Origin of the sequence: Enterobacter sp. 118C5 (assembly GCF_034107645.1) — a bacterium.
Taxonomy (GTDB): domain Bacteria; phylum Pseudomonadota; class Gammaproteobacteria; order Enterobacterales; family Enterobacteriaceae; genus Enterobacter; species Enterobacter nematophilus.
On the sequence record NZ_JAWNEU010000007.1, the window covers coordinates 184235 to 207730 of the forward strand.

A 23496-nucleotide genomic window follows, 5' to 3' on the forward strand; every position below is an offset into this window, starting at 1 on the left:
CTTGATTCGTGCAATTAATAAACCTATTATCCATGCGGTCAATAAAATGAACGGATAATAATCTCATCAGCTTAATGAATAGAAAAACGTACAATAATGTAAAGATATTTATAATTGCCCTGGCGATATGCCTGATTGCGGTACCTTTTTCCCGTTATCTCTCTCCCCGCGCAATGGTAAATGGTCACGACGTTTATTTAGCGTGGTTACCCCTGAGCGTAATGCTGGCGGTAATACTGTTATTTGGTCGCCGGGCCGTTCTTCCCATTTTGTTAGGTTTTACTGTCACTAATTTATTTTATGTTAATTTAGCGCCGCTACAATATTCAGTATTACTGTTTTGTCAGACCTTTGCATTGTTCACGGCGTGTGGCCTTCTGCGCCTCATGCTGGGCAAGCGCTGGCGCTACTGCATCCCAAACAAGCACGTCGGGTTACGTATATTCTGGCTCGGTTTTATCGTTCCCGTCGGCATTAAGCTGTCGATGTATTTGGCAGGCTATTTATTTGATTTCCCGGTAACTATCTCCACTTTCTTCGGCGAAGGAACGGTAATTTATAACGTCGTGGATATTCAAAGCCTGATTTGCGCGGCGCTGATTTTTACCATGATGTTCTATTACCCGTTAAGAATGATAATTAATCCCCGCTATGCCATCACCTTCTGGCGTAGAAGCGTGAAGCCCGTGTTTTTCCACAAAAATTCATTATATATATTTGTCTGGCTGATGCTTTTAGGCTTCAGCCTCGCCGTTTTATGCGCACCTTTTGAATCACCTGTTATTGCGGGCTATTTAATGCCGCTGATTTTTATTCTTTTTACCCTTGCGATAAGCCGCCTGACCTACGCGCTTATCTCTCTGCTGTGGGCTGCTTCAGCGCTTCTGCTGTTGACCTACAACTACAACTTCCTGAACGGGGTGGAAACAGGCCATTCGCTCTCCTTTATTCTGTCCGTGCTGATCTCTTTTGCCATCTGCTTGCTTTATATGTCGCGGATTTACCAGCGCAGCGAGTGGCTGAAGAGGGGGTGGCAGGGCAGGGCGCTCACCGATCCGCTGACCGGTTTACCCAATATCCGTGCGCTGGAAGAGCATCTTGAGATGCATCCGGAGGCCAAAGTCTGTTTGTTGCGCATGGATAACCTGGAATTTTTGAGTCGCCACTACGGGATCCTCATGCGGGTCCATTGCAAACGAACGATTGCCACGTCGCTGCAGCCGCTTTTGCAAAAGAACGAGATGCTGTTCCAGTTGCCCGGAAGCGAGCTGGTGGTGGTATTGCTGGGGCCCGAAATTGCAGAGCGTCTACAGCATATAGTCGATCGGCTGAACAGCCGTAAGATTTTCTGGAACAACACCGGGCTGGATATTGAGTTTGGTGCATCCTGGGGGATGGTGGAAAACGGTGAGAATTTACATCACACGCTGGGGCAGCTGAGCTGGCTGGCCGAGCAATCTTGCGCGGGGCACAACGTGCTTGCGCTGACGAATAGCCTGGAGGCAGCATCGGGACAAACAACGGAGCGTGTTCTGATGTTAGCGCGGATTAAGCATGCCCTTGAGACGGATCGGTTCCATTTATACGTGCAGCCGATCCAGAAGGCAGACGGTAGCGGCTACTATGAAATTCTGACGCGCATGGAGAGTGAAGGGGAGATCATTACCCCGGATCGCTTTATTCCGCTGGTTGCCCAGTTCAACCTCAGCCACCGGTTTGATATGTGCGTCATGGAAAAATTACTGCAGTGGCTGCGCGTTCACCCTGCGAAGCAGGCTGGGGCCCGTTTCTCCGTTAATCTGATGCCGCTCACGCTGATGCAACAGGAGGTAGCGACCGAGATTTGTACGCTGTTTGAGCGCTACGGCGTTGCGCCTCAGACCGTGGTGATTGAGATCACTGAAGAGCAGGCCTTCTCTAATTCCGGCAGCAGCATCAACAATATTCAACAGCTGAGGGATTACGGTTTCCGGATTGCCATTGATGATTTTGGTACCGGCTATGCCAACTACGAGCGTCTCAGACGTCTGCAGGCAGATATCATTAAAATTGACGGCTGCTTTGTTAAAGATATTTGCACTGATGATATGGATGCGATGATCGTCCAGTCGATGTGTAATCTGGCGAAAACGAAATCGCTGTGCGTCGTAGCGGAATATGTAGAAACACCGGCGCAGCGGGAGATGCTGCTGCGCTTCGGCGTGGACTATCTGCAGGGCTACCTGATAGGAAAACCCAAACCGCTGAAAGAATTGCGGGCATAAAAAAACCGGGAGCCAGGCTCCCGGTTTTTGTTTTAACGGTAAACGTTACAGTACCAGTGCTGCGATAGAAGCAGACAGAACGCTCACCAGGGTAGAGCCGTAAACCAGCTTCAGGCCAAAGCGAGAAACCACGTTACCCTGTTCTTCGTTCAGGCCTTTAATCGCGCCCGCGATAATGCCGATGGACGAGAAGTTGGCGAAGGAAACCAGGAATACGGACAGAATGCCTTCCGCGCGCGGAGAAAGCGTGCTGGCGATTTTCTGCAGATCCATCATCGCAACGAATTCGTTAGAAACTAGCTTGGTCGCCATGATACTGCCCACCTGCAGCGCTTCGTGAGCCGGAACACCCATCACCCATGCAACAGGATAGAAGATGTAGCCCAGAATACCCTGGAAGGAGATACCCAGCACCGCAGCGAACAGGGCGTTCAGCGCAGAAATCAGCGCAATGAAGCCGATCAGCATAGCGGCAACGATAATCGCCACTTTGAAACCGGCCAGAATGTACTCACCCAGCATTTCGAAGAAGCTCTGACCTTCGTGCAGGTTAGACATCTGGATGTTCTCTTCGCTGGCGTCAACGCGGTACGGGTTGATAATCGACAGAACGATAAAGGTGCTGAACATGTTCAGAACCAGCGCTGCAACCACATATTTTGGCTCCAGCATGGTCATATACGCGCCCACGATAGACATGGAAACGGTAGACATTGCGGTTGCCGCCATGGTGTACATGCGGTTACGGGACATTTTGCCGAGGATATCTTTATACGCGATGAAGTTCTCAGACTGACCGAGGATCAGGGAGCTTACGGCGTTGAAAGATTCCAGCTTGCCCATGCCGTTCACTTTGGATAACAGGAAACCAATTCCACGAATAACGAACGGCAGAACGCGGATATGCTGCAGAATACCGATGAGCGCGGAGATGAAGACGATGGGGCACAGTACCTTCAGGAAGAAGAACGCCAGACCTTCGTCGTTCATTTTACCGAAGACAAAGTTTGTCCCTTCGTTGGCGAATCCGAGCAGCTTTTCGAACATTTCGGAGAAGCCTTTCACGAAGCCGAGGCCTACGTTGGAGTTCAGGAAGAACCACGCAAGTAAAACTTCAATGACCAGCAGCTGGACAACATAACGAATACGAATTTTTTTGCGGTCTGTGCTGACCAGCAATGCGAGTGCAGTAACGACAACAAGTGCCAGGACAAAATGAAGGACGCGGTCCATATTTGCTCCAAATATGAGGCAGGTTTAATTTTCGTGCACATTCTATGTAACAAGCGAAAAGAAAACGAGATCAAGGGCACACTATAGTTACATCCTGTGACGAGTCTCAAAATTAGTGATCCACAATACATTTTTGTTATGTTAGGTAAATGAGTGAAAAGTTAAGTTTGTGTGCTACGCTTCACAAATGACCGTGCATTTTCACATTCTGTGATGTCGCACCACCTGCCCATCTATCGTTCTTAGCTATCAGAGAAATCATTTCAAACCATTCAAATGATCTTGATAATCATTCTCATTTTGATAGCATTAAACATAGCAAAGGCTATATTTCCAGAGGCAGAGAATGACAAACAGTCGCGTAGAGGGTAGCAGTGGCAGAGCAGCGCGCAAGTTGCGGTTCGCATTAATGGGACCTGCGTTCATTGCTGCCATCGGCTATATCGATCCGGGTAATTTTGCGACCAATATTCAGGCCGGAGCCAGCTTCGGCTATAAGCTGCTGTGGGTGGTCGTCTGGGCTAACCTGATGGCGATGCTGATTCAGATGCTCTCTGCAAAGCTGGGGATTGCCACGGGGAAAAACCTTGCGGAGCAAATCCGCGACCACTATCCGCGTCCGGCGGTCTGGCTCTACTGGGTTCAGGCTGAAATTATTGCCATGGCAACCGACCTCGCTGAGTTTATCGGCGCGGCGATCGGCTTTAAGCTGATTCTGGGCGTATCGCTGTTACAGGGGGCGGTACTGACCGGGATTGCCACGTTCCTGATCCTGATGCTGCAGCGTCGGGGGCAAAAACCGCTGGAGAAGGTCATTGGTGGTCTGCTGCTGTTTGTCGCTGCGGCGTACATCGTTGAGCTGATTTTCTCACAGCCGAACCTGGCGCAGCTCGGGAAAGGCATGGTGATCCCAAGCCTGCCAACCTCGGAAGCGGTGTTCCTGGCCGCCGGGGTACTTGGCGCGACCATCATGCCGCATGTCATCTATTTGCACTCCTCGCTGACCCAGCATCTGCACGGCGGGACGCGCAAAGAGCGGTATTCGGCAACCAAATGGGATGTGGCTATCGCCATGACCATCGCGGGTTTTGTGAATCTGGCGATGATGGCCACAGCCGCCGCCGCTTTCCACTTTAACGGCCATACGGGTATTGCCGATCTCGATCAGGCGTATCTCACGCTGGAGCCGTTGTTGAGCCATGCTGCTGCCACGATATTTGGTCTGAGCCTGGTCGCTGCCGGCCTCTCTTCCACGGTAGTGGGGACGCTGGCAGGGCAGGTGGTGATGCAGGGTTTTGTGCGCTTCCATATTCCGCTGTGGGTGCGTCGTTTTGTCACCATGCTGCCGTCATTTGTTGTGATTCTGATGGGGCTCGATCCCACGCGAATTCTGGTGATGAGCCAGGTGCTGCTGAGCTTTGGTATTGCGCTGGCGCTGGTGCCGCTGCTGATTTTCACCAGCAACAAAACTCTGATGGGCGAACTGGTTAATTCGACGCTAGTAAAACGAACCGGTTGGGCGATTGTGGTGGTAGTCGTAGCGCTGAACCTATGGCTGTTGATTGGTACAGCGCTGGGGCTATAAAAGAAAAAGGAGCCGGTAGGCTCCTTTTTGCATTAATGGCGACCGTGGCCGTGACCACCGCGTCCTTTTCCGCCGTGACCCCAGCCGCCGCGGCGGTCGTCACGATCGTTCCAGCCTTCGCGGTAGCCGCGTTCATAGGCGTTGTTTTTATACCAGCCGCGATGCAGGCCGTTATCATGCCTGCGCCAGCGGTCACCACGCCATTCATAATGACGGTTCCAGTAGTCACGGTCGCGCCAGTAGCCACCGTCCCAGTATCTGCCGTAGTCGTCACGATCGCCAATTTGTAATTTTACTGATGGCAACAGGGTGATTTCGCCCGCAGTGGCGACGAGCGGGGCTGAAGCCAGTAATACCGCTGCAAGAATCAGTGACCTGAACATACTCTTTCTCCTTCACGATCGGGGCCTTCGTGGGGCCTGTTAACGCAATATTACGAGTTGGTAAAGCCTCGTTTCATCGCCTCAACTCCGAATTGCTGAATGAGAGCACTTTTTGCTAAAAGTGGTTTTATTTTGAGCTATTCAGGATTTCGTTAATACGCGCCAGCTCCTCAGCGGAAAAATGGCGGTTTTTCAGCATGCCCACGGCGTCATCAATCTGAGCCGCTTTACTTGCCCCAATCAGCACCGAGGTCACCTCCTCATGGCGTAACACCCAGGCCAGCGCCATCTGCGAGAGTTTCTGGCCGCGGCTTTCCGCCAGGGCGTTTAGCTTGCGTACCTTCTCCAGCTTCTCTTCGGTGATCTGATCCGGATTAAGGAATTGACTGCCGCTTGCCGCACGGGAATCGGCGGGAATACCGTTAAGATACCGGTTGGTCAACTGTCCGCCTGCAAGGGGCGAGAAGGGAATACAGCCGACCCCTTTTTCCTGCAGAACATCCAGCAAACCCTCTTCCGGCGCACGTTCGAACATCGAGTATTTCGGCTGGTGGATCAGGCAGGGTGTGCCCAGATCGTTAAGGATATCAATCGCTTTTCGCGCCAACTCGGCAGGATAGTTGGATAACCCGACATACAGGGCTTTGCCCTGGCGCACCAGATGGTCAAGCGCTTTCATGGTTTCCTGCAGCGGCGTTTGCGGGTCAGGACGGTGATGATAAAAGATATCGACATACTCCAGCCCCATACGCTTCAGGCTTTGATCAAGGCTTGCCAGCAGATATTTGCGCGATCCCCAGTCGCCGTAAGGGCCGTCCCACATGGTGTATCCCGCTTTCGTGGAGACGATCAGCTCGTCGCGCCAGGGCAGGAAATCCTCCTGCAAAATACGGCCGAAATTACGCTCGGCGGACCCCGGCGGAGGACCATAGTTATTGGCAAGGTCGAAATGCGTAATACCCAGATCGAACGCGCGCTGTAAAAGTTGACGGCTGTTTTCGAGAAGCGTGGCGTCACCAAAATTATGCCACAGCCCGAGCGAGACGGCGGGCAACCTGAGCCCGCTTCGCCCGCAGCGGCGATACTCCATTGTCTGATAACGACTTTTGTCCGGCTGATAACCCATTTCTATGACCCCTCGCGCTGAAGAGAACAAACAGTGTATACGTTTACATTAACGTGAAAAAAAGCAGCATAGCGCAGCCTTTTTTGTAAAGCATTCTTTCCATAGCCTTCTTGTCGGCAATTCTGGACAGCCATCACGCTTATTTAATACTCAAGGTGAGGTCAACATTAGAAGGATACCTGTTTATGCGTACCCCGTACTGCGTCGCCGATTACCTGCTGGACCGTCTTACAGATTGTGGAGCCGATCATCTGTTTGGCGTGCCGGGCGACTATAACCTGCAGTTTCTCGACCACGTAATAGACAGCCCGGATATCTGCTGGGTGGGCTGTGCCAACGAATTAAACGCCTCTTATGCCGCTGACGGATATGCCCGCTGTAAGGGCTTCGCCGCGCTGCTGACGACGTTTGGCGTAGGAGAGTTAAGTGCCATGAACGGCATTGCGGGCAGCTATGCCGAGCACGTTCCGGTACTGCATATCGTTGGGGCGCCGGGTACGGCTTCTCAGCAAAGAGGGGAGCTGCTGCACCATACGCTGGGCGATGGTGAGTTCCGTCATTTTTACTATATGAGCGAACCGATCACCGTTGCACAGGCGATCCTGACCGAACAAAACGCCTGTTATGAAATCGACCGGGTACTGACGACGATGCTCCGGGAACGTCGCCCCGGCTATTTGATGTTACCTGCCGATGTGGCAAAAAAAGCCGCCACGCCGCCTGTAAACGCTCTCACGCTTCGGCATGCCTATGCCGATAGCGCCTGCCTGAAAGCGTTCCGGGATGCCGCAGAGAATAAACTGGCTGTCAGCAAGCGTACCGCGCTGTTAGCGGATTTCCTTGTTCTGCGCCACGGGCTGAAGCAGGCGCTACAGAAGTGGGTGAAGGACGTGCCGATGGCGCACGCCACGATGCTGATGGGCAAAGGCATATTCGACGAACGTCACGCCGGCTTTTACGGCACCTACAGCGGTTCGGCAAGCGCCGGCCCGGTAAAAGAGGCGATAGAGGGAGCGGACACGGTGCTGTGCATCGGCACGCGATTTACCGATACCCTGACGGCTGGCTTCACCCATCAGTTAACGCCGTCGCAAACGATAGAGGTTCAGCCTCATGCTTCACGCGTCGGTGATATCTGGTTTACCGGCATCCCCATGCTTCAGGTAATTGAAACGCTGGTGGAGCTGTGCAAACAGCACGTGCACGAGAAGCCAGCTCCGTTGTCCCATAGCCCGCTGGACTTCCCTCAGCCTGAAGGATCGCTTACCCAGGATAATTTCTGGAAAACGCTGCAAACGTTTATTCGTCCGGGAGATATCATCCTTGCCGATCAGGGAACCTCGGCCTTTGGCGCGATTGACCTGCGTTTGCCTGCCGACGTGAATTTCATCGTCCAGCCGCTGTGGGGCTCGATCGGCTACACCCTTGCCGCGGCGTTCGGCGCACAAACGGCTTGCCCGAACCGGCGCGTGATTGTGCTGACGGGGGATGGCGCGGCGCAGCTGACTATTCAGGAGCTCGGGTCAATGTTGCGTGATAAACAACACCCCATCATTCTGGTGCTCAACAACGAAGGATACACGGTTGAAAGGGCAATTCACGGGCCGGAGCAGCGTTACAACGACATTGCGCTATGGAACTGGACGCAAATCCCGCAGGCCCTGAGCCTCGATCCTCAGGCTCAGTGCTGGCGGGTCAGTGAAGCGGAGCAGCTGGCGGACGTGCTGGAAAAAGTGGCGCACCACGAGCGGCTCTCGCTAATTGAGGTAATGCTGCCAAAAGCGGACATCCCGCCGCTGCTGGGGGCGATTACCAAAGCGCTGGAAGCGCGCAATAGCGCCTGATTACTTGTCGTTTCGCCAGGCCATCATCATCGGTTTGCCCGCCAGCAGGAGCCAGGCGGGCAACATCACGATGCAAAGCAGCGGGAACAGCGTCGAATCCGGCACTACCACCGCCGCCATAAACAGGCTCAGCCACGCATCGCGCGTCACCACCAGTACCAGCCCCAGGATAGAGCAGGAAACGGTAATCGCCGCCGGAACCGCGTCGACGTGCTCGTGCAGCATCAGCCCCAGCGCCACGCCGACAAACACCGCCGGGAAGATGCGTCCACCGCGGAAACCGCACGCCGCAGCGACGACCAGCGCCGCCAGCTTGATGACGGCAAACAGCAGGTAATCGGAAACGCTAAACACCTGGCTGAAGGCCAGCTGCTGCATCTCGTCCAGACCTTTGAACAGCGTCACCGTTCCGCCAATCGAGCCTAAAATTCCGAGGATTAATCCCCCTGTACCCAGAATCAGCACCGGATGTTTGAGTTTGTGCATCAGCCGGTGCAGGCGCGGAAGACACCATACCGCCACCATCCCCAGCGCGATGGCTATCGCGACGACGATGGCGCCGCTGAAAATATCCGCTATCTGCATCTCTCCGTAGTGGGGCAGAGAGAGGGAAAAATGGGGATGGAAAAACAGGCTGGTCGTCAGCGCGCCGGCTGCCGCGGCCATCAGCGGAGCAAAAAGTTTATCCCAGAGCGGGGCATCATCATTGCTGGTGAGCGTCTGTGAAAAAATCAGAGCGGCGGCAACAGGCGTGCCGAAAAGCGCCCCGATGGTGCCAGCGGAGGCGAGGATGGTCCAGTCCAGCGCGCCGACGCGCGGTAAAATGCGTGAACCAAGGTAAACCGCCAGGCCAATATTCACCGCCATAATCGGGTGCTCGGGACCCAGACTGACGCCGCCCGCCAGGCCCACGATCAGCGCGACGATCAGCCCCGGCAGTGCTGAGGGCGAAACCGGGGCGCCAATCAGGGGTTCCAGCGCCGGGTCCGGTCCGGCATGACCGGGACTAAAACGGATGGCCAGGCCCACCGCAATACCGGTTAACGTCAGCATCAGGATGATCCACGCAGACGAATCCGCGGTGACCCCCAGTTTTGCCGGAAGCGCCGTCCATAAGAGAGTTTGCAGCACCGACGCGACTTTCATCACGACGATAAGGACCAGGCTTGAGGCCACGCCGATGATCAGCGCCGGAATGGCCAGCAACAGCATGGTTCTGGCTCGCGGGTGGAGCATGATGATTTCCTTGTACAAAACGCGATGACGTTACTTTGCACATTAAGCCTTATGGCAATAGTGCAAAAGGTGCTGAAACGGTAAAGTTATTCTGTGACGAAGATCGATAATCCACGGGCATTCACCTTCCGGTCGTTGTTGTTATCACGCCTTGAATTTACAGTGTCCCAAAGATTTATTCTGACTTTAGCGGAGCAGTAGAAGAATGACAAAGTATGCTTTGGTAGGCGATGTGGGCGGCACGAACGCGCGTCTCGCATTATGCGATGTAAGTAGCGGTGAAATTTCCCGGGCGAAAACCTACTCAGGGCTGGATTACCCAAGCCTTGAGGCCGTTGTTCGCGTCTATCTGGAAGAGCATCAGGTGAGCGTCGAAGACGGCTGCATCGCCATTGCCTGCCCGATAACCGGCGACTGGGTCGCAATGACCAACCATACCTGGGCATTCTCCATCGCAGAGATGAAAAAGAATCTCGGTTTTGCGCATCTGGAAATCATCAATGATTTCACCGCGGTGTCCATGGCGATCCCGATGCTGAAGCCGGAGCACCTGATTCAGTTTGGCGGCGCTGAGCCGGTCGAGGGCAAGCCGATTGCGGTTTACGGCGCCGGTACCGGCCTGGGCGTGTCGCATCTGGTGCATGTTGCTCAGCGCTGGGTGAGCCTGCCGGGTGAAGGCGGCCACGTGGACTTTGCGCCAAACAGCGAAGAAGAGGGCATTATCCTCGAAGAGTTACGTGCTGAGATCGGCCACGTTTCCGCCGAGCGCGTCCTGTCAGGACCGGGGCTGGTGAACCTGTACCGCGCGATTGTGAAATCGGACGGTCGTCTGCCGGAAAACCTGCAGCCGAAAGACGTCACCGAACGCGCGCTGGCGGACAGCTGCATCGACTGCCGTCGCGCTCTGTCGCTGTTCTGCGTCATTATGGGGCGGTTCGGCGGCAACCTGGCGCTGACGCTGGGCACCTTTGGCGGGGTCTATATTGCGGGCGGGATCGTGCCGCGCTTCCTCGACTTCTTTAAAGCCTCCGGCTTCCGCGGCGGGTTTGAAGATAAAGGGCGTTTCAGAACCTACGTACAGGACATTCCCGTTTATCTCATCGTGCATGATAACCCAGGCCTGCTGGGCTCGGGTGCCCATCTGCGTCAGGTTCTCGGTCAAATCCTCTGACGCATCATTACCCTCTCCCGCGGGAGAGGGCTCTTTCTCTACAGGTGCATCAGCTGGCGGAACTCTTTCACCTTGCTGCGGCTCACCGGCACCTGAAAATCCAAATCCTTCAGACGCAAGATGTAGGTGTTGTTAAACCACGGTTCGATCTCGCGGATCTTATTTAAATTGACGCAAAACGAACGGTGGCAGCGGAAAAAGTGGGCTGCCGGCAGCTTGCTGCAGAATTCGGTAATGTTCATCGCCATTACGTACGATTCTCGCCGCGTATAGACAAACGTCATCTTTTCGTGCGCTTCGGCGTAGTAGATATCGTTGACCGGGGTCACGATGATGCGCTCATCTTTGACCAGATTAATGGTGTCGTTTTCGCGTATCGTCGGGCTGGTGGTAGCCGGGGCGCTCTGCTGCTGCCATGCGGCCTCCAGCTTTTGCAGCATGCTGACAATCCGCGACTCCTGGTAAGGTTTCAGAATATAGTCAAACGCCTCCAGCTCGAAGGCCTCTACCGCGTGCTCTTTCCAGGCGGTAACGAAAACGATAAACGGCTTATGGGCAAACTGATTGATGTTTTGCGCCAGCAGCACGCCATCCAGCGAGGGAATATTGATATCGAGAAAAATGGCGTCGACCCGGTTATGCTGCAAAAACTTCAGCACGTCCAGACCATCATCAAACGTACCCACAATCTCCATCTTGCTGTGATTTTTGATAAGCCAGGTGAGTTCCTGTTGAGCCAGGAATTCATCTTCAACGATGATGACTTTCATATTACTCACCCTGAGGTAACAAAGATGTCGCCGCATGAACAGGGGAGCGTTCATTCGGGACGTAAAAAGCGATTTCAGTGCCTGGTTCAAGACGGTGAATATGCAGCCCGTCGCCGTAAAGCAGCTTGACCCGGTGATGCACGTTCAGCAGCCCAATTTTATTCCCGGGCATCTCGTTAGACTCCACGCGTTCGATGACTTTTGGATCAATCCCGTGGCCGGTATCGCGCACGGCAATTCGCACCCGGTTGCCGCTTTCGGTGATGCTGATGGTGACCACCCCTTTGCCTTTACAGGGCTGAATACCGTGAACAATCGCGTTTTCAACCAGCGGCTGGATCAGCAGGCTCGGGATCACGCAGTTGACCTCTTCATCAATATCGTAAATCACCGTGAGCTTGTCGCCAAAGCGCGCCTGCTCAATAGCGATGTAGTCTTTGATCTGATACAGCTCTTTTTTGATGTCGATCTGCTCGTCATCTTTCAGTTCGATGTTGTAGCGCAGATAGCGCGACAGGTTAAAAATCAGCTGGCGCGCGGTGTCCGGATTCAAACGAATGGAAGAGGAGATAGCGTTCAGCGCGTTAAACAGAAAATGGGGATTAATTTTGCTCTGTAGCGCGCGCAGCTCTGCCTTATTTGCCATCTCGCGCAGCTGTTCTGCCCGGGAGACTTCAAGCTGGGTAGAGATAATCTGCGACAGGCCGATGGCCATCTCCTGCAGCGTGGAGGTGATCTGATGCGCGTGGCAGTAATAAATTTTCAGCGTGCCCGTCACAACGCCTTTCTCCCATAGCGGGATCACCAGCATCGAGTGAATCTCCGGCGTTCGGTGAGCTTCATCATTGTTTTTAATAATGATTTTGCCGTAGTTAATCGCCTGTCTGGTGGTCGGACTAATGGTGTCATCACTGTCGCGATAGTTGTGTTCCCCAACGCCAACGTAGGCCAGAACGTGGTCGATATTGGTGATGGCGACGGCGTCAGCGTGAATGTCGTGGCGGATAATCTCGCAGACCTGGCGCAGCGACTCCGCGTTAACGTGGCGAAAGAGCGGCAGCGTTTTGTTGGCAATATCCAGCGCCAGCTTGGCCTGACGGGCGGCGCTGGCCTCTTTTTCCCCTTCAACGCTCTGCACCAGCAGCACGATAAAACCGATGCAGACGCTGCCCAGGATCATGGGAATACCGATTTTCGAGACGATATCCAGCCCCAGCGCGGTGGTGGGGGCCCAGACGACGACCAGGATCATGGTCAGCGTTTCGCACACCATGCCCGCAGCAATCCCGGCGCGCCAGCGCTGTTTTTTGGGGATCTTGCGGCTGATCCAGCCGGAAAGCACCCCGGCGATAATGCTGGTGATAAAGCACGGCACCGCCGTTACGCCACCGATATCAATCAGGTAGCGATGGGTCCCGGCAATCACGCCGGTGATGACACCCACCCACGGGCCAAACAAAATTCCGCCGGACATGACGGCGATAATGCGCACGTTAACCAGCGAACCCTCTACCGGCACCCCGGACCAGGTGCTGAACAGGGCGAACAGGGAAAAGATGGCGGTAACGGCCAGCAGCTCTTTGGGCGAGTGTGCGGATTTATGCAACAGCTCGCGAAACAGGCGAATGCGAATAAGGAAGAACAGGCAAATCAGCATTAATGCCGCACGGTCAAAAACCGCCAGCAGCATAGTGAATATCTCGTGCACGGAGCAGACCTGGGAAAACGGGAAAGAACCATGATAAAAAACCTGGGGCGTATTGACCAGCTATCCGTCGGGTTTATCAAATGAGGAAAAACCATAATTTACAAAGGGGATTGTCAGGTGGGGATTGATGCGACCCGATTTTTTCTCAGCGCCATATCGGCAGGTAACTGTTTTGATATCAGCGTGTTAAATAACGGCTAACGGAAAGCCGATATCAGAACCCTTCTTCCACTTTCAGGCGCTGTCGTGTTCCGGTTTTCGCGCGGGCGCTTTTTTTTCATTTCCCTCTCGACAGCATGAATTTTTTCAGGTTATTTTCTAAGCACGCCACATCGGTGGCAGCGTCGCTCGGACGGTCCGGGCGCTAACGTTAATCTGAGGAATCTATGGCTGAATTCAGTCCTGAACGCCGTTTTACGCGTATCGATCGTCTCCCCCCTTATGTTTTCAATATCACTGCTGAACTGAAGATGGCTGCGCGTCGGCGCGGCGAAGATATTATCGATTTCAGCATGGGTAACCCTGACGGCCCAACGCCACCGCATATCGTTGAAAAGCTCTGCACGGTTGCCCAGCGCCCGGATACGCACGGCTACTCAACCTCGCGCGGTATTCCCAGGTTACGTCGCGCGATCTCGCGCTGGTATCAGGATCGTTATCAGGTTGATATCGATCCGGAAAGTGAAGCCATTGTCACCATCGGCTCGAAAGAGGGGCTGGCACACCTGATGCTGGCCACGCTGGATCATGGTGATACGGTGCTGGTACCCAATCCAAGTTACCCAATCCATATCTACGGCGCGGTGATTGCCGGGGCGCAGGTGCGCTCTGTGCCGCTGGTGGAAGGTGTCGATTTCTTTAACGAACTGGAACGTGCCATTCGCGAAAGCTACCCGAAACCTAAGATGATGATCCTCGGTTTCCCGTCGAACCCAACGGCGCAGTGCGTGGAGCTTGATTTCTTCGAGAAGGTTGTCGCTCTGGCCAAACGTTATGACGTGCTGGTGGTTCATGACTTAGCCTACGCCGATATTGTCTATGACGGCTGGAAAGCCCCGTCGATAATGCAGGTTCCGGGCGCGCGTGACGTAGCGGTGGAGTTCTTCACCCTGTCGAAAAGCTACAACATGGCGGGCTGGCGTATTGGCTTTATGGTGGGTAACAAAACGCTGGTAAGTGCCCTGGCGCGCATCAAGAGTTACCACGATTACGGTACCTTTACGCCGCTGCAGGTTGCCGCTATTGCCGCTCTGGAAGGCGATCAGCAGTGCGTTCACGACATTGCTGCCCAGTACAAACGTCGCCGCGACGTGCTGGTAAAAGGGTTACATGAGGCCGGCTGGATGGTGGAGATGCCGAAAGCGTCCATGTACGTCTGGGCGAAAATTCCGGAACCGTACGCAGTGATGGGGTCGCTGGAGTTTGCTAAAAAGCTGCTGCAGGACGCGAAGGTATGTGTGTCCCCTGGCATTGGCTTTGGTGATTATGGCGACACCCACGTGCGCTTTGCTTTAATCGAAAACAGCGACCGTATTCGTCAGGCGGTAAGGGGCATAAAGGGTATGTTCCGGGCCGACGGTCTTCTCACCTCAAAGAGCGTTGCTGAACACCCCGCGTCGTCATGACATAAAAAAACAGGAGCCCCGATGGCTCCTGTTTTTTTGACTGCATGTTCTTCACTAGATCATGAGGGCAAAGGTTCCGGCCCAGACTAAAACGATCACCGAAATGCCCATAAAGAAATATTTCACGTTTCATCGCTCCGCGTATCTTGTGGTACGCACTTAAAAACAGAGTCCAACTGATTATAGAGAGCTGAAATCCGGCCAAACCAGAAATGAGAATTTTCCCGTTACGCCGCCGACTCCAGCTCAGAATTCTGTGCTTTCCTGTAGCCAGACGGCGCTAATGTACGCCTAAAAATGAGGGGTGGCAAGAGGGATTTTTTCAAATAATTTCCGTTACTTACGAGTGTCGGGGAACGGCGACAGTTTGATTTCACAGCGTAATAAATTCGCTTTGAGCGACGCTATTAAAAACGATTTCCAGCAGGATGACAGGTAATTGAAAAGGTTAGTTTCTTAGCGAAACTAACCTTCATGAAGGGCTTAGATATAGAGTGAGGCTTCACCAAGGGGGCGCGTTTTGAAACGGCGATGCATCCACAGATACTGCTCAGGCGCGCGCATGATTTCTGTTTCGATGACCTTATTGATAAACGCTGCCGCTTCACACTCGTTTTCCGGATAGTTAGCCATTTCAGGAGAGATGTGCAGACGATAGCCTGACTTATCCGCTTTTCTCACCATTGTCACGGTCAGCATGGATGCACCTGACAAACGTGAAATGACAAAAGTCCCGTTGGTCGTCGCTACGTCTTTCACGGCAAAGAAGGGGGCAAAGCTGCTGCCTTTGCGTCCGTAATCCTGATCGGGAGCGAACCAGACGGCTTCACCTTTCTTCAGAGCCCCGACCATTCCACGCAGGTTATTACGGCTGATCATCGCCTTATTGGAACGCATGCGGCCTCGCGTTTGTACCCACTCCATCAGCGCACTGTTGTGAGGTCTGTAGGTCGCCATCATCGGCTGACAAAGGCCCATCACCCGTCCACCCAGCTCCAGCGACATAAAGTGAACGCCAACAACCATCACGCCGCGTTTTTGCAGCTGTGCACGTTTAAGGTTATCCAGCCCTTCTACATCAAACCACTTGCGGACGCGTTCATCCGGCCAGAACCAGGCCATACCGGTTTCGAGCAGCGCCATTCCGATGGATTTAAAGTTTTCAGAGATCAGTTTTTCACGTTCTTCAGCATTGTACTGAGGAAAGCAAAGCTCAATGTTTTTGCGCGCGATAGATTCACGACGCTTCAGGAAATAGCGGGATGCGCTCCCCAGTTTCGACCCCAGCATACGCAGCACAGGGTAGGGGAGTTGAACCAGCAGCCAAAGAACGCCAAGACCAAACCATGTAAACCAGTAACGCGGATGTAAAAATGCGCGTTTGAAATTGGATTGAGACAAAATAGAGAAACCTATGTAGAGCCGGTGAAAGTAACGCATAGTGCGATACCACGTGCCTATTAGACCGTAGTACAAGGTCATGGTTGCAGGCTTTACCGATCTTTACGGCGTTACCTGGCCATAGCTGACATTGGGTGGGCGGCATAATGTAACACCGTTATACGATATGTGCTATTACTCGTTTTTGATTAAAAAAGCGGCAATCAGGGAGGTGCTTGATTTTACAGTTTTTATATTACGTGCTGTCAGATTATCTCTCGGCATGCGTGGCGATAGAAACATCTCCATAAGAGGGGCGGATCGAATAAAAGCGCCACGGGTAAATTTGTGGCAGGTCACTTATCTGAGAAAATTATTTAATGCGACAGGTAAATGAATAGGAATATTCCCTGCGATATTTCTTATGTGTTATTCATGTAATCAATAAAATCGTGTGTTTTCATTATTTCTTAACGTCTTTATTTTATCTTGGAACAATAAGGCTTGGCTTCGCATTTATTGTTTTGGATATCATTGTTATGATGCAAATCAAGACAGGATGTTTTTGTGAGTGTTTATCTGCCTGAGATCGTTTATTCGATACAAATCTTCGTTTTATATGCCATAAGTAGCGTCTTTTTCTGGGTTAGTCAGGCATTTTGCAATAATGTTTTAGTGGAAAATTCTTAAGAAATATCCGATTGCGGATAAATGATCTGCACATTTGATTTTGTGTCGATCATTATTCTATTATTGCGCATCAAGAACGATACCGTGAAGTTTGCATAGCAAAACAAAGAGGGATGATTAGATGGCTGACAGTTTTCAGAATGAGGTGCCTAAGGCACGTATTAACCTGAAGCTTGACCTGCATACTGGCGGAGCAAGCAAGAAAATGGAATTACCATTAAAACTGCTTGTTACGGGTGATTTCAGCAATGGGCAGGAATCTGCGCCAATATCTGAGCGTGAAAAGGTTAACATTAACAAAAATAATTTTGATAGTGTTCTTTCCGAATATTCCCCAAAAGTTAATCTGACCGTTAAAAATATGCTGTCTGACGATGGTGGTGAAGACAATATTCAGCTGACTTTCCAGAGCATGAAGGATTTCACGCCAGAGCAGGTTGCTGCCCAGATACCGCAGTTGAAGGCGATGCTGGCGATGCGCAACTTGCTGCGCGATCTGAAGGCCAACCTGTTGGATAACCAGACTTTCCGAAAAGAGCTGGAAAAAATCGTTCTTGACCAGTCTCTTAGCGCTGAGTTGCGAAATGAATTATCAGCACTGGCATCAAAAAAACCTTAACCATCAAGCTGTTTTAACGGATTAATCAAGGAATGCTCATGTCTGTACAAAATAATATTGCTGGCGGTGAAAGCGTGGTGCTGGAACGTCCTGCTGCAGGTGGGGTTTACGCTTCCCTGTTTGAGAAAATCAATCTGAGCCCTGTCTCTGAGCTGAGCGCGCTGGATATCTGGCAAGATGCTCAGGCGATGTCAGATGCGACCGCTGATGAGCGTCTGACTGCAGGTATGCAGGTGTTTCTGGAGTGTCTGACCAAAGCAGGCTCGAAAGTCGAAAAACTGGATAAAAGCCTGATTGATCACCATATCGCTGAGCTTGATTACCAGATCAGCCGCCAGCTGGACGCTGTAATGCACCATGACGAGTTTCAGGCGGTTGAGAGCCTGTGGCGCGGTGTGAAGTCGCTGGTGGATAAAACCGATTTTCGCCAGAACGTGAAAATCGAGCTTCTGAGCATGTCTAAAGAAGACCTGCGCCAGGACTTTGAAGACTGTCCGGAGGTGATCCAGAGTGGTCTGTATAAACACACCTACATCGATGAATATGATACCCCGGGCGGCGAGCCGATTGCGGCGCTGATTTCCGCTTACGAATTCGACGCTTCAGCGCAGGATGTCGCTCTGCTGCGCAATATCTCTAAAGTATCCGCTGCGGCACATATGCCGTTTATCGGCTCGGCAGGTCCGAAATTCTTCCTCAAGGAGTCCATGGAAGACGTCGCTGCAATTAAAGACATTGGTAACTACTTTGACCGCGCAGAGTACATCAAGTGGAAATCCTTCCGCGATACAGACGACGCGCGCTATATCGGCCTGGTGATGCCGCGCGTGCTGGGTCGTTTGCCGTATGGCCCGGATACCGTTCCGGTTCGCAGCTTCAATTATGTCGAAGAAGTCAAAGGCCCGGATCACGACAAATACCTGTGGACTAACGCATCGTTTGCCTTTGCTTCCAACATGGTGCGTAGCTTTATCAATAATGGCTGGTGTGTACAGATCCGTGGGCCACAGGCCGGTGGTGCGGTTCAGGACCTGCCTATCCATCTGTACGATCTCGGCACTGGCAATCAGGTAAAAATCCCGAGCGAAGTGATGATTCCTGAAACCCGTGAGTTCGAATTCGCGAATCTGGGCTTCATTCCTTTGTCCTACTACAAAAACCGCGACTACGCCTGTTTCTTTTCGGCTAACTCCACTCAGAAACCGGCGCTGTATGACACCGCAGATGCAACGGCGAACAGCCGTATCAACGCCCGTCTCCCGTACATCTTCCTGCTGTCGCGTATCGCCCACTACCTGAAGCTGATTCAGCGTGAAAACATTGGTACCACTAAGGATCGCCGACTGCTGGAACTGGAGCTGAATACCTGGGTCCGCAGTCTGGTGACCGAAATGACCGATCCGGGCGATGAACTGCAGGCGTCTCACCCACTGCGTGATGCGAAAGTGGTGGTGGAAGACATTGAGGACAACCCAGGCTTCTTCCGCGTGAAATTGTACGCGATCCCGCACTTCCAGGTAGAAGGCATGGACGTGAACCTGTCGCTGGTCTCCCAGATGCCGAAAGCGAAATCGTAAAAACGGGCAGGAAGCCGATGAAAACGGAACAACCGTTATGGGGCAGGGGCATAATGGTCTCTCCCCAGCACTTTCAGCAGCAGGTCGCGTATGCGGCCTGGTCTGTCGAATGTATTGCCCGGCTGGGGCTCACCTCGCCCTGGGGAGTCATTGACGCCACTTTCGAACCTGAATCTCTCAGGCTCGGACGTCTGCAGGCCCGTCATCTGCATGTCCGTTTTCAGGACGGTACGCTGATTGATACGGACAATGCTGATTCTCTGCCGCCGGTGCTGTCACTTGAAAGTGAATCGCAGGCGGTGACGGTCGTGCTGGCTCTTCCGCTGCTGCGGGCTAACGGCGGCAACTGCCTGAAACCCGATGAAGTGGCCGAACGCCCGGTGCGGTATCGCCAGCGCTGGCGGGATGTGCGCAATACCTTCGGGGAAGACACCCGTCAGATTGCGGTAATGCAGCCGGAACTGACCCTGCGTTTTGCCCACCAGAACAACAGCGATTATCTGACCTGCCCGATCGCCCGACTGCAGCAAGACTCGCAGGGTATATGGCAACTCGATGAGACGTTTCTCCCTCCGCTGTTGGCCCTTCAGGGCAACCGCTGGCTGGTTACCCAACTGGAACAGCTAATGACCCAGTTGCGGGCTCGTCTCTGTCGTTTGATGGCAATGCGTCGTGAAAGCAATGAGCGTATGGCGGACTTCGCCGTGGCAGATGTATCGCTGTTCTGGCTGCTCAATGCGCTGAACAGTGCAGAGCCCGTGCTTGGCCAGTTCCAGCGTAACCTGCAAAGCCCGCCGGAACGTCTCTATCCGGAACTTTCTCGCCTGGCGGGGAGCCTGCTGACCTTCTCTCTGGAGCATCAGGTGAGCGCCATTCCAGTCTGGAATCATGAGCAACTCAACGCGGTGTTCCCACAGTTGTTTGATTTGCTTGGCGATTTGCTTGAAGCCAGCCTGCCGTCCCGCGTGGTGTCTTTGCCACTTGATTACGATCCGCGACTGCACTTCTGGCAGGCTCGGTTGCATGACCCGCGACTGCGCGAAGGGGCTGATTACTATCTTTCTGTGCGTTCACCGATCCCGGTGGCGCAACTGCAGGAACAGTTTCCGCGCCAGTGTAAGGTGGGCAGTCCTGACCATGTGCGTGGGATCGTCAACTCTTCCCGCGTGGGCGTGCCGTTGACGCCACTGCGTCACGTGCCAGCCGCTATTCCACTGCGCCTGGAAAATCAGTATTTCAGTCTCGATCTCTCCCATCCTCTTGCAGCGGACATGCTCCAGAGTGGGACATGTATGTTCTATGTCCCGGGCATGCTCGGCGAGCCAGAACTTGAACTCTTTGCGGTACTGAGAACATGAGTGAGCGTAAACGCGGCGCTGCCGTGTCTGTTGATATTGATGCTTTGCTGCAGGATACCTGGCTTCAGGTCATCAGCCTCCGCCATGGCCCGCAGTTTCAGGAAGGTGAAGGCCGGCTCCTGTGGGAACGCTGTATCGCTGATGTGGAGCGCGTTCAGCGTGAACTGAAAGCGAGCGAGCTGGATGAGACAAGCTGTGAGCATATCCTCACTGCACAATGCGCATTGCTTGACGAGGCGGTTAAAGGCCGTGGTGTGGAGGATGACGCCTGTGTTCAGTGGTATGACATACCGCTGCAGGGGCATTTTCTCGGCACGATGGATGCCGGCGACACCCTGTGTGACAGGATGCGCGATGTTCTGCACGAACCTGCACCGGATAATGCCGTTCTGACCTGCTTCCAGCGGGTAATGATGCTCGGGTTCCTGGGAAGCTTTCGCGCGCTGAACGACCCGGAACGCCAGAAGCTGGTTAGTGCACTCAGTGAACATGTTACGCCATTCAGCTATCCGCAGACCCATCCTGTACTGGCAGAAAGCCTTGCCGGGCGGGGAATGGGCGGATGGCTGGGCTCATGGCCCGTGCGTATTGGGCTGAGCGTGGTTGTTCTCGCCGCGCTCTGGTGGGGGCTGGATCGCTGGCTCGATCGGATGCTGCTGTCCCTGTTGCCGGGAGTCATAAAATGAGTCCTGCACAACAGCGTGGACTTGCGCTGTGGGCTGCCCTGCTGAGTGCCGTGGTCTGTCTGGGTTTTCTGCCGGTATCCCGGCTGGTTTCGGTGCTCGTTCTACTGGCAATGCTCGGGCTTGTCATCGCGTTCTGGTATATCGCCAGACCTCGTGCTGAACACGACGCCATCCTGTGTCTGGACGATCTTCCGGAAGCTACTTACCGTCAACCCGTGGTGCTGGTTTGTGGCGATCTGCCGCTGACCTGGCCGCAACAGTCACCGGTACTGACCGTTACGCAGGGTTGCTGGATCCGCGTTGAGGACTATCAGGATCTGGAGCAGGTTGCTCGTCAAATACTATGGCAGCGCCCGGACTGGGGGCGTCAGCTGTCGGTGATGGTCAGTGTCTGCCCGCAAAAACACGCCGACGGCGAAGCCCTGACAAGCCATCTGCTGGCTCTGCGCTGGCAGATCAGCCAGCTGCGTAAAGAAACGGGACATTCTGTGCCATTGATTTTGAATGGTCAGATCGGCAGTGCGATGACGGATGACATGCTCTGGCAGGCAGCAATTCCGGGTGAAGAGAGGCGCGTCTGGCGTGAATCGAACGCGCCTTGTTCTATCGCCGCGTGGGTCAACCACGGCGGTGCGCCTGTGATGCAGCAGCAGGTGCTGATGAACAGCCTGATGAACTGGTTCCATCAGCATGTCCAGGCGGTATTTATCGATGAGAACCCTGATGTTCCGACTATCGCACCTGCAGCGGTGCTGTGGGGAATGGGGCCGATTCTTGCCGGGAGCCTCGCCTCATCGGCATGGACGGCGTGGTTGTCACGTCATACTGCCATGCAGCAAGTGGTCGGCTGGCAGCCGGTAGGTACGGACAGTACGGTGATCTCGCCCTTGCCGGATTTCGTCCTGCCGCTGCTGCCGGAGGGCTGCGGGCTCACTCCGCGGGCCCGCACCTGGCGCTATGCCCTGTGGATTTTTACCCTTGCGGCGATCGCTGCGCTGCTCAGCAGTGGCTGGAACAATCGCCAGCTGCTGCATCGCGTGAGCTTCGATATCGTACGTTACGACGGCATCTCTATGGATGATTTCGGTCCGAAAGCCAGCGCCGTTGCGGTTCTTCGCGAGGATGCGGCGCTGCTGGATGATTATGCACGTAACGGCGTACCGACCCGGCTGGGGCTGGGGCTTTATCAGGGGGAGCGTTTACGGATGCCGGTACTGGAAGCGATCCGCTCGTATGTGCCGCCACCTCCGCCACCCAAACCGCAGCCGAAGCCCAAGCCGGTACCGAAAATTGTGCGCCTCGACAGCATGTCATTGTTCGATTCCGGCAAGTTCGTACTGAAAGCAGGCTCCACCAAAATGCTGGTGAATTCACTGGTTGGCATTAAAGCGAAGCCGGGGTGGCTGATTGTCGTGTCCGGGCATACCGATAACACCGGCAATCCGCAGCTAAACCAGACGCTATCTCTGAAACGTGCCGAAGCGGTACGCAACTGGATGCGCGACACCGGCGACGTGCCGGAAAGCTGTTTTGCGGTGCAGGGCTATGGCGAAAGTCGTCCTGTCGCAACCAATGACACCCTGGAAGGGCGTGCGCTCAACCGTCGTGTCGAAATCAGTCTGGTACCGCAGGCTAACGCCTGTCAGATACCCGGCAAACACCCGGTGCCATCGCAGGATGATGGCGCATCACAATTAAATGGAGAGTAATTCCATGGCAATTCCTGTTTATCTTTGGCTGAAAGACGACGGCGGCGCGGACATTAAAGGGTCTGTAGACGTTCAGGATCGCGAAGGCAGCATCGAAGTGGTCGCTCAGGAACACAATTTGTACATCCCGACCGATAACAATACCGGCAAGCTGACCGGCACGCGTATCCACACGCCGTTCCTGTTCACGAAGGAAATCGACTCCTCCAGCCCGTACCTGTACAAGGCCGTGACCACCGGTCAGACCCTGAAGTCTGCTGAATTCAAGTGGTACAAAATTAACGACGCGGGTCAGGAAGTGGAGTACTTCAACACCAAACTGGAAAACGTGAAGGTGGTGAAAGTGAATCCTGAAATGTACGACATCAAGGATCCTTCTAAAGAGAAGCACAACCACCTTGAGCGCATTGAACTGCGTTACGAAAAAATCACCTGGACCTACAAAGACGGCAACATCATTCATTCCGATTCCTGGAACGAGCGCGCCACCGCGTAAGTCGCAAGCGGGCAGGTTTCCCCTGTCCGCTTTTCT

At 53.7% G+C, this 23496-nt stretch carries 19 protein-coding genes; 11 read left to right on the forward strand and 8 right to left on the reverse strand.

Features of this window, described 5'->3' with window-relative positions:
• Positions 1 to 74: 74 nt before the first annotated feature.
• Complete coding sequence (locus UTO39_RS14470; protein ID WP_320727448.1) at positions 75 to 2264, forward strand: EAL domain-containing protein; 2190 nt, start codon at positions 75 to 77, stop codon at positions 2262 to 2264.
• Between the two features lie 45 nt (positions 2265 to 2309).
• Here UTO39_RS14470 and UTO39_RS14475 read toward each other — a convergent pair whose 3' ends face one another.
• On the reverse strand, positions 2310 to 3497 hold the full coding sequence (locus UTO39_RS14475; RefSeq protein WP_061097466.1) for a NupC/NupG family nucleoside CNT transporter: 1188 nt from the start codon (positions 3495 to 3497) through the stop codon (positions 2310 to 2312).
• 346 nt (positions 3498 to 3843) lie between these two features.
• Here UTO39_RS14475 and UTO39_RS14480 point away from each other — a divergent pair, with 346 nt between their 5' ends.
• On the forward strand, positions 3844 to 5082 hold the full coding sequence (locus tag UTO39_RS14480) for an Nramp family divalent metal transporter (RefSeq protein ID WP_320727449.1): 1239 nt from the start codon (positions 3844 to 3846) through the stop codon (positions 5080 to 5082).
• A 32-nt stretch (positions 5083 to 5114) separates the two neighbouring features.
• Here UTO39_RS14480 and UTO39_RS14485 read toward each other — a convergent pair whose 3' ends face one another.
• Together UTO39_RS14485 and mgrA are read right to left on the reverse strand one after the other, a co-directional pair.
• On the reverse strand, positions 5115 to 5465 hold the full coding sequence (locus tag UTO39_RS14485; protein ID WP_061097468.1) for a DUF2502 domain-containing protein: 351 nt from the start codon (positions 5463 to 5465) through the stop codon (positions 5115 to 5117).
• A 127-nt stretch (positions 5466 to 5592) separates the two neighbouring features.
• Positions 5593 to 6591 carry an L-glyceraldehyde 3-phosphate reductase gene (mgrA, locus tag UTO39_RS14490; RefSeq protein ID WP_320727450.1) on the reverse strand — a complete coding sequence of 333 codons (999 nt, stop codon included), beginning with the start codon at positions 6589 to 6591 and terminating at the stop codon, positions 5593 to 5595.
• Positions 6592 to 6776: 185 nt separating this feature from the next.
• Here mgrA and ipdC point away from each other — a divergent pair, with 185 nt between their 5' ends.
• Positions 6777 to 8435: an indolepyruvate decarboxylase gene (gene ipdC, locus UTO39_RS14495; RefSeq protein WP_320727451.1), complete on the forward strand. Its 1659-nt coding sequence runs from the start codon at positions 6777 to 6779 to the stop codon at positions 8433 to 8435.
• Here ipdC and UTO39_RS14500 read toward each other — a convergent pair whose 3' ends face one another.
• Positions 8436 to 9671, reverse strand: a complete 1236-nt coding sequence (locus UTO39_RS14500) for an ion channel protein (RefSeq protein WP_061097471.1) — start codon at positions 9669 to 9671, stop codon at positions 8436 to 8438.
• Between the two features lie 205 nt (positions 9672 to 9876).
• On the opposite strand from UTO39_RS14500, the gene glk reads away from it, so the two are divergent.
• Positions 9877 to 10842 (forward strand): glucokinase, encoded by a 966-nt coding sequence (glk, locus tag UTO39_RS14505; protein ID WP_320727452.1) that lies wholly within the window; start codon positions 9877 to 9879, stop codon positions 10840 to 10842.
• Between the two features lie 38 nt (positions 10843 to 10880).
• Here glk and UTO39_RS14510 read toward each other — a convergent pair whose 3' ends face one another.
• Both UTO39_RS14510 and UTO39_RS14515 read right to left on the reverse strand, forming a co-directional pair.
• Positions 10881 to 11612 carry a LytTR family DNA-binding domain-containing protein gene (locus tag UTO39_RS14510; protein WP_320727453.1) on the reverse strand — a complete coding sequence of 244 codons (732 nt, stop codon included), beginning with the start codon at positions 11610 to 11612 and terminating at the stop codon, positions 10881 to 10883.
• Between the two features lies 1 nt (position 11613).
• Positions 11614 to 13320, reverse strand: a complete 1707-nt coding sequence (locus UTO39_RS14515) for a sensor histidine kinase (protein ID WP_266179641.1) — start codon at positions 13318 to 13320, stop codon at positions 11614 to 11616.
• A gap of 386 nt (positions 13321 to 13706) precedes the next feature.
• On the opposite strand from UTO39_RS14515, the gene alaC reads away from it, so the two are divergent.
• Positions 13707 to 14945: an alanine transaminase gene (alaC, locus tag UTO39_RS14520; protein WP_320727454.1), complete on the forward strand. Its 1239-nt coding sequence runs from the start codon at positions 13707 to 13709 to the stop codon at positions 14943 to 14945.
• 54 nt (positions 14946 to 14999) lie between these two features.
• On the opposite strand, the gene ypdK is transcribed toward alaC, so the two are convergent.
• Both ypdK and lpxP read right to left on the reverse strand, forming a co-directional pair.
• Complete coding sequence (gene ypdK / locus UTO39_RS14525) at positions 15000 to 15071, reverse strand: membrane protein YpdK (RefSeq protein WP_099458937.1); 72 nt, start codon at positions 15069 to 15071, stop codon at positions 15000 to 15002.
• Between the two features lie 357 nt (positions 15072 to 15428).
• Positions 15429 to 16385: a kdo(2)-lipid IV(A) palmitoleoyltransferase gene (gene lpxP, locus UTO39_RS14530; RefSeq protein WP_320727455.1), complete on the reverse strand. Its 957-nt coding sequence runs from the start codon at positions 16383 to 16385 to the stop codon at positions 15429 to 15431.
• 751 nt (positions 16386 to 17136) lie between these two features.
• On the opposite strand from lpxP, the gene tssB reads away from it, so the two are divergent.
• Genes tssB through hcp form a run of 6 tightly spaced genes read left to right on the forward strand, consistent with a single transcriptional unit; the run spans position 17137 to position 23460 of the window.
• Positions 17137 to 17634: a type VI secretion system contractile sheath small subunit gene (gene tssB / locus UTO39_RS14535; RefSeq protein WP_320727456.1), complete on the forward strand. Its 498-nt coding sequence runs from the start codon at positions 17137 to 17139 to the stop codon at positions 17632 to 17634.
• A 32-nt stretch (positions 17635 to 17666) separates the two neighbouring features.
• Complete coding sequence (gene tssC / locus UTO39_RS14540) at positions 17667 to 19211, forward strand: type VI secretion system contractile sheath large subunit (protein WP_061097477.1); 1545 nt, start codon at positions 17667 to 17669, stop codon at positions 19209 to 19211.
• 17 nt (positions 19212 to 19228) lie between these two features.
• Positions 19229 to 20569: a type VI secretion system baseplate subunit TssK gene (gene tssK / locus UTO39_RS14545; RefSeq protein ID WP_320727457.1), complete on the forward strand. Its 1341-nt coding sequence runs from the start codon at positions 19229 to 19231 to the stop codon at positions 20567 to 20569.
• The gene (gene tssL / locus UTO39_RS14550) at positions 20566 to 21255 is read left to right on the forward strand and encodes a type VI secretion system protein TssL, short form (protein WP_320727458.1); all 690 of its coding nucleotides are present in this window, start codon (positions 20566 to 20568) and stop codon (positions 21253 to 21255) included. Before tssK ends, tssL begins: the two co-directional genes overlap by 4 nt.
• On the forward strand, positions 21252 to 22964 hold the full coding sequence (locus UTO39_RS14555; RefSeq protein ID WP_320727459.1) for an OmpA family protein: 1713 nt from the start codon (positions 21252 to 21254) through the stop codon (positions 22962 to 22964). Before tssL ends, UTO39_RS14555 begins: the two co-directional genes overlap by 4 nt.
• A gap of 4 nt (positions 22965 to 22968) precedes the next feature.
• Complete coding sequence (gene hcp, locus UTO39_RS14560; RefSeq protein WP_024558534.1) at positions 22969 to 23460, forward strand: type VI secretion system effector Hcp; 492 nt, start codon at positions 22969 to 22971, stop codon at positions 23458 to 23460.
• The last annotated feature ends 36 nt before the right edge of the window (positions 23461 to 23496 follow it).

Coding starts and splice junctions, on each gene's coding strand:
- UTO39_RS14470 (WP_320727448.1), top strand. CDS start 75: ATGAATAGAAAAACGTACAATAATGTAAAGATATTTATAATTGCCCTG.
- UTO39_RS14475 (WP_061097466.1), bottom strand. CDS start 3,497: ATGGACCGCGTCCTTCATTTTGTCCTGGCACTTGTTGTCGTTACTGCA.
- UTO39_RS14480 (WP_320727449.1), top strand. CDS start 3,844: ATGACAAACAGTCGCGTAGAGGGTAGCAGTGGCAGAGCAGCGCGCAAG.
- UTO39_RS14485 (WP_061097468.1), bottom strand. CDS start 5,465: ATGTTCAGGTCACTGATTCTTGCAGCGGTATTACTGGCTTCAGCCCCG.
- mgrA (WP_320727450.1), bottom strand. CDS start 6,591: ATGGGTTATCAGCCGGACAAAAGTCGTTATCAGACAATGGAGTATCGC.
- ipdC (WP_320727451.1), top strand. CDS start 6,777: ATGCGTACCCCGTACTGCGTCGCCGATTACCTGCTGGACCGTCTTACA.
- UTO39_RS14500 (WP_061097471.1), bottom strand. CDS start 9,671: ATGCTCCACCCGCGAGCCAGAACCATGCTGTTGCTGGCCATTCCGGCG.
- glk (WP_320727452.1), top strand. CDS start 9,877: ATGACAAAGTATGCTTTGGTAGGCGATGTGGGCGGCACGAACGCGCGT.
- UTO39_RS14510 (WP_320727453.1), bottom strand. CDS start 11,612: ATGAAAGTCATCATCGTTGAAGATGAATTCCTGGCTCAACAGGAACTC.
- alaC (WP_320727454.1), top strand. CDS start 13,707: ATGGCTGAATTCAGTCCTGAACGCCGTTTTACGCGTATCGATCGTCTC.
- lpxP (WP_320727455.1), bottom strand. CDS start 16,385: ATGCGTTACTTTCACCGGCTCTACATAGGTTTCTCTATTTTGTCTCAA.
- tssB (WP_320727456.1), top strand. CDS start 17,137: ATGGCTGACAGTTTTCAGAATGAGGTGCCTAAGGCACGTATTAACCTG.
- tssC (WP_061097477.1), top strand. CDS start 17,667: ATGCTCATGTCTGTACAAAATAATATTGCTGGCGGTGAAAGCGTGGTG.
- tssK (WP_320727457.1), top strand. CDS start 19,229: ATGAAAACGGAACAACCGTTATGGGGCAGGGGCATAATGGTCTCTCCC.
- tssL (WP_320727458.1), top strand. CDS start 20,566: ATGAGTGAGCGTAAACGCGGCGCTGCCGTGTCTGTTGATATTGATGCT.
- UTO39_RS14555 (WP_320727459.1), top strand. CDS start 21,252: ATGAGTCCTGCACAACAGCGTGGACTTGCGCTGTGGGCTGCCCTGCTG.
- hcp (WP_024558534.1), top strand. CDS start 22,969: ATGGCAATTCCTGTTTATCTTTGGCTGAAAGACGACGGCGGCGCGGAC.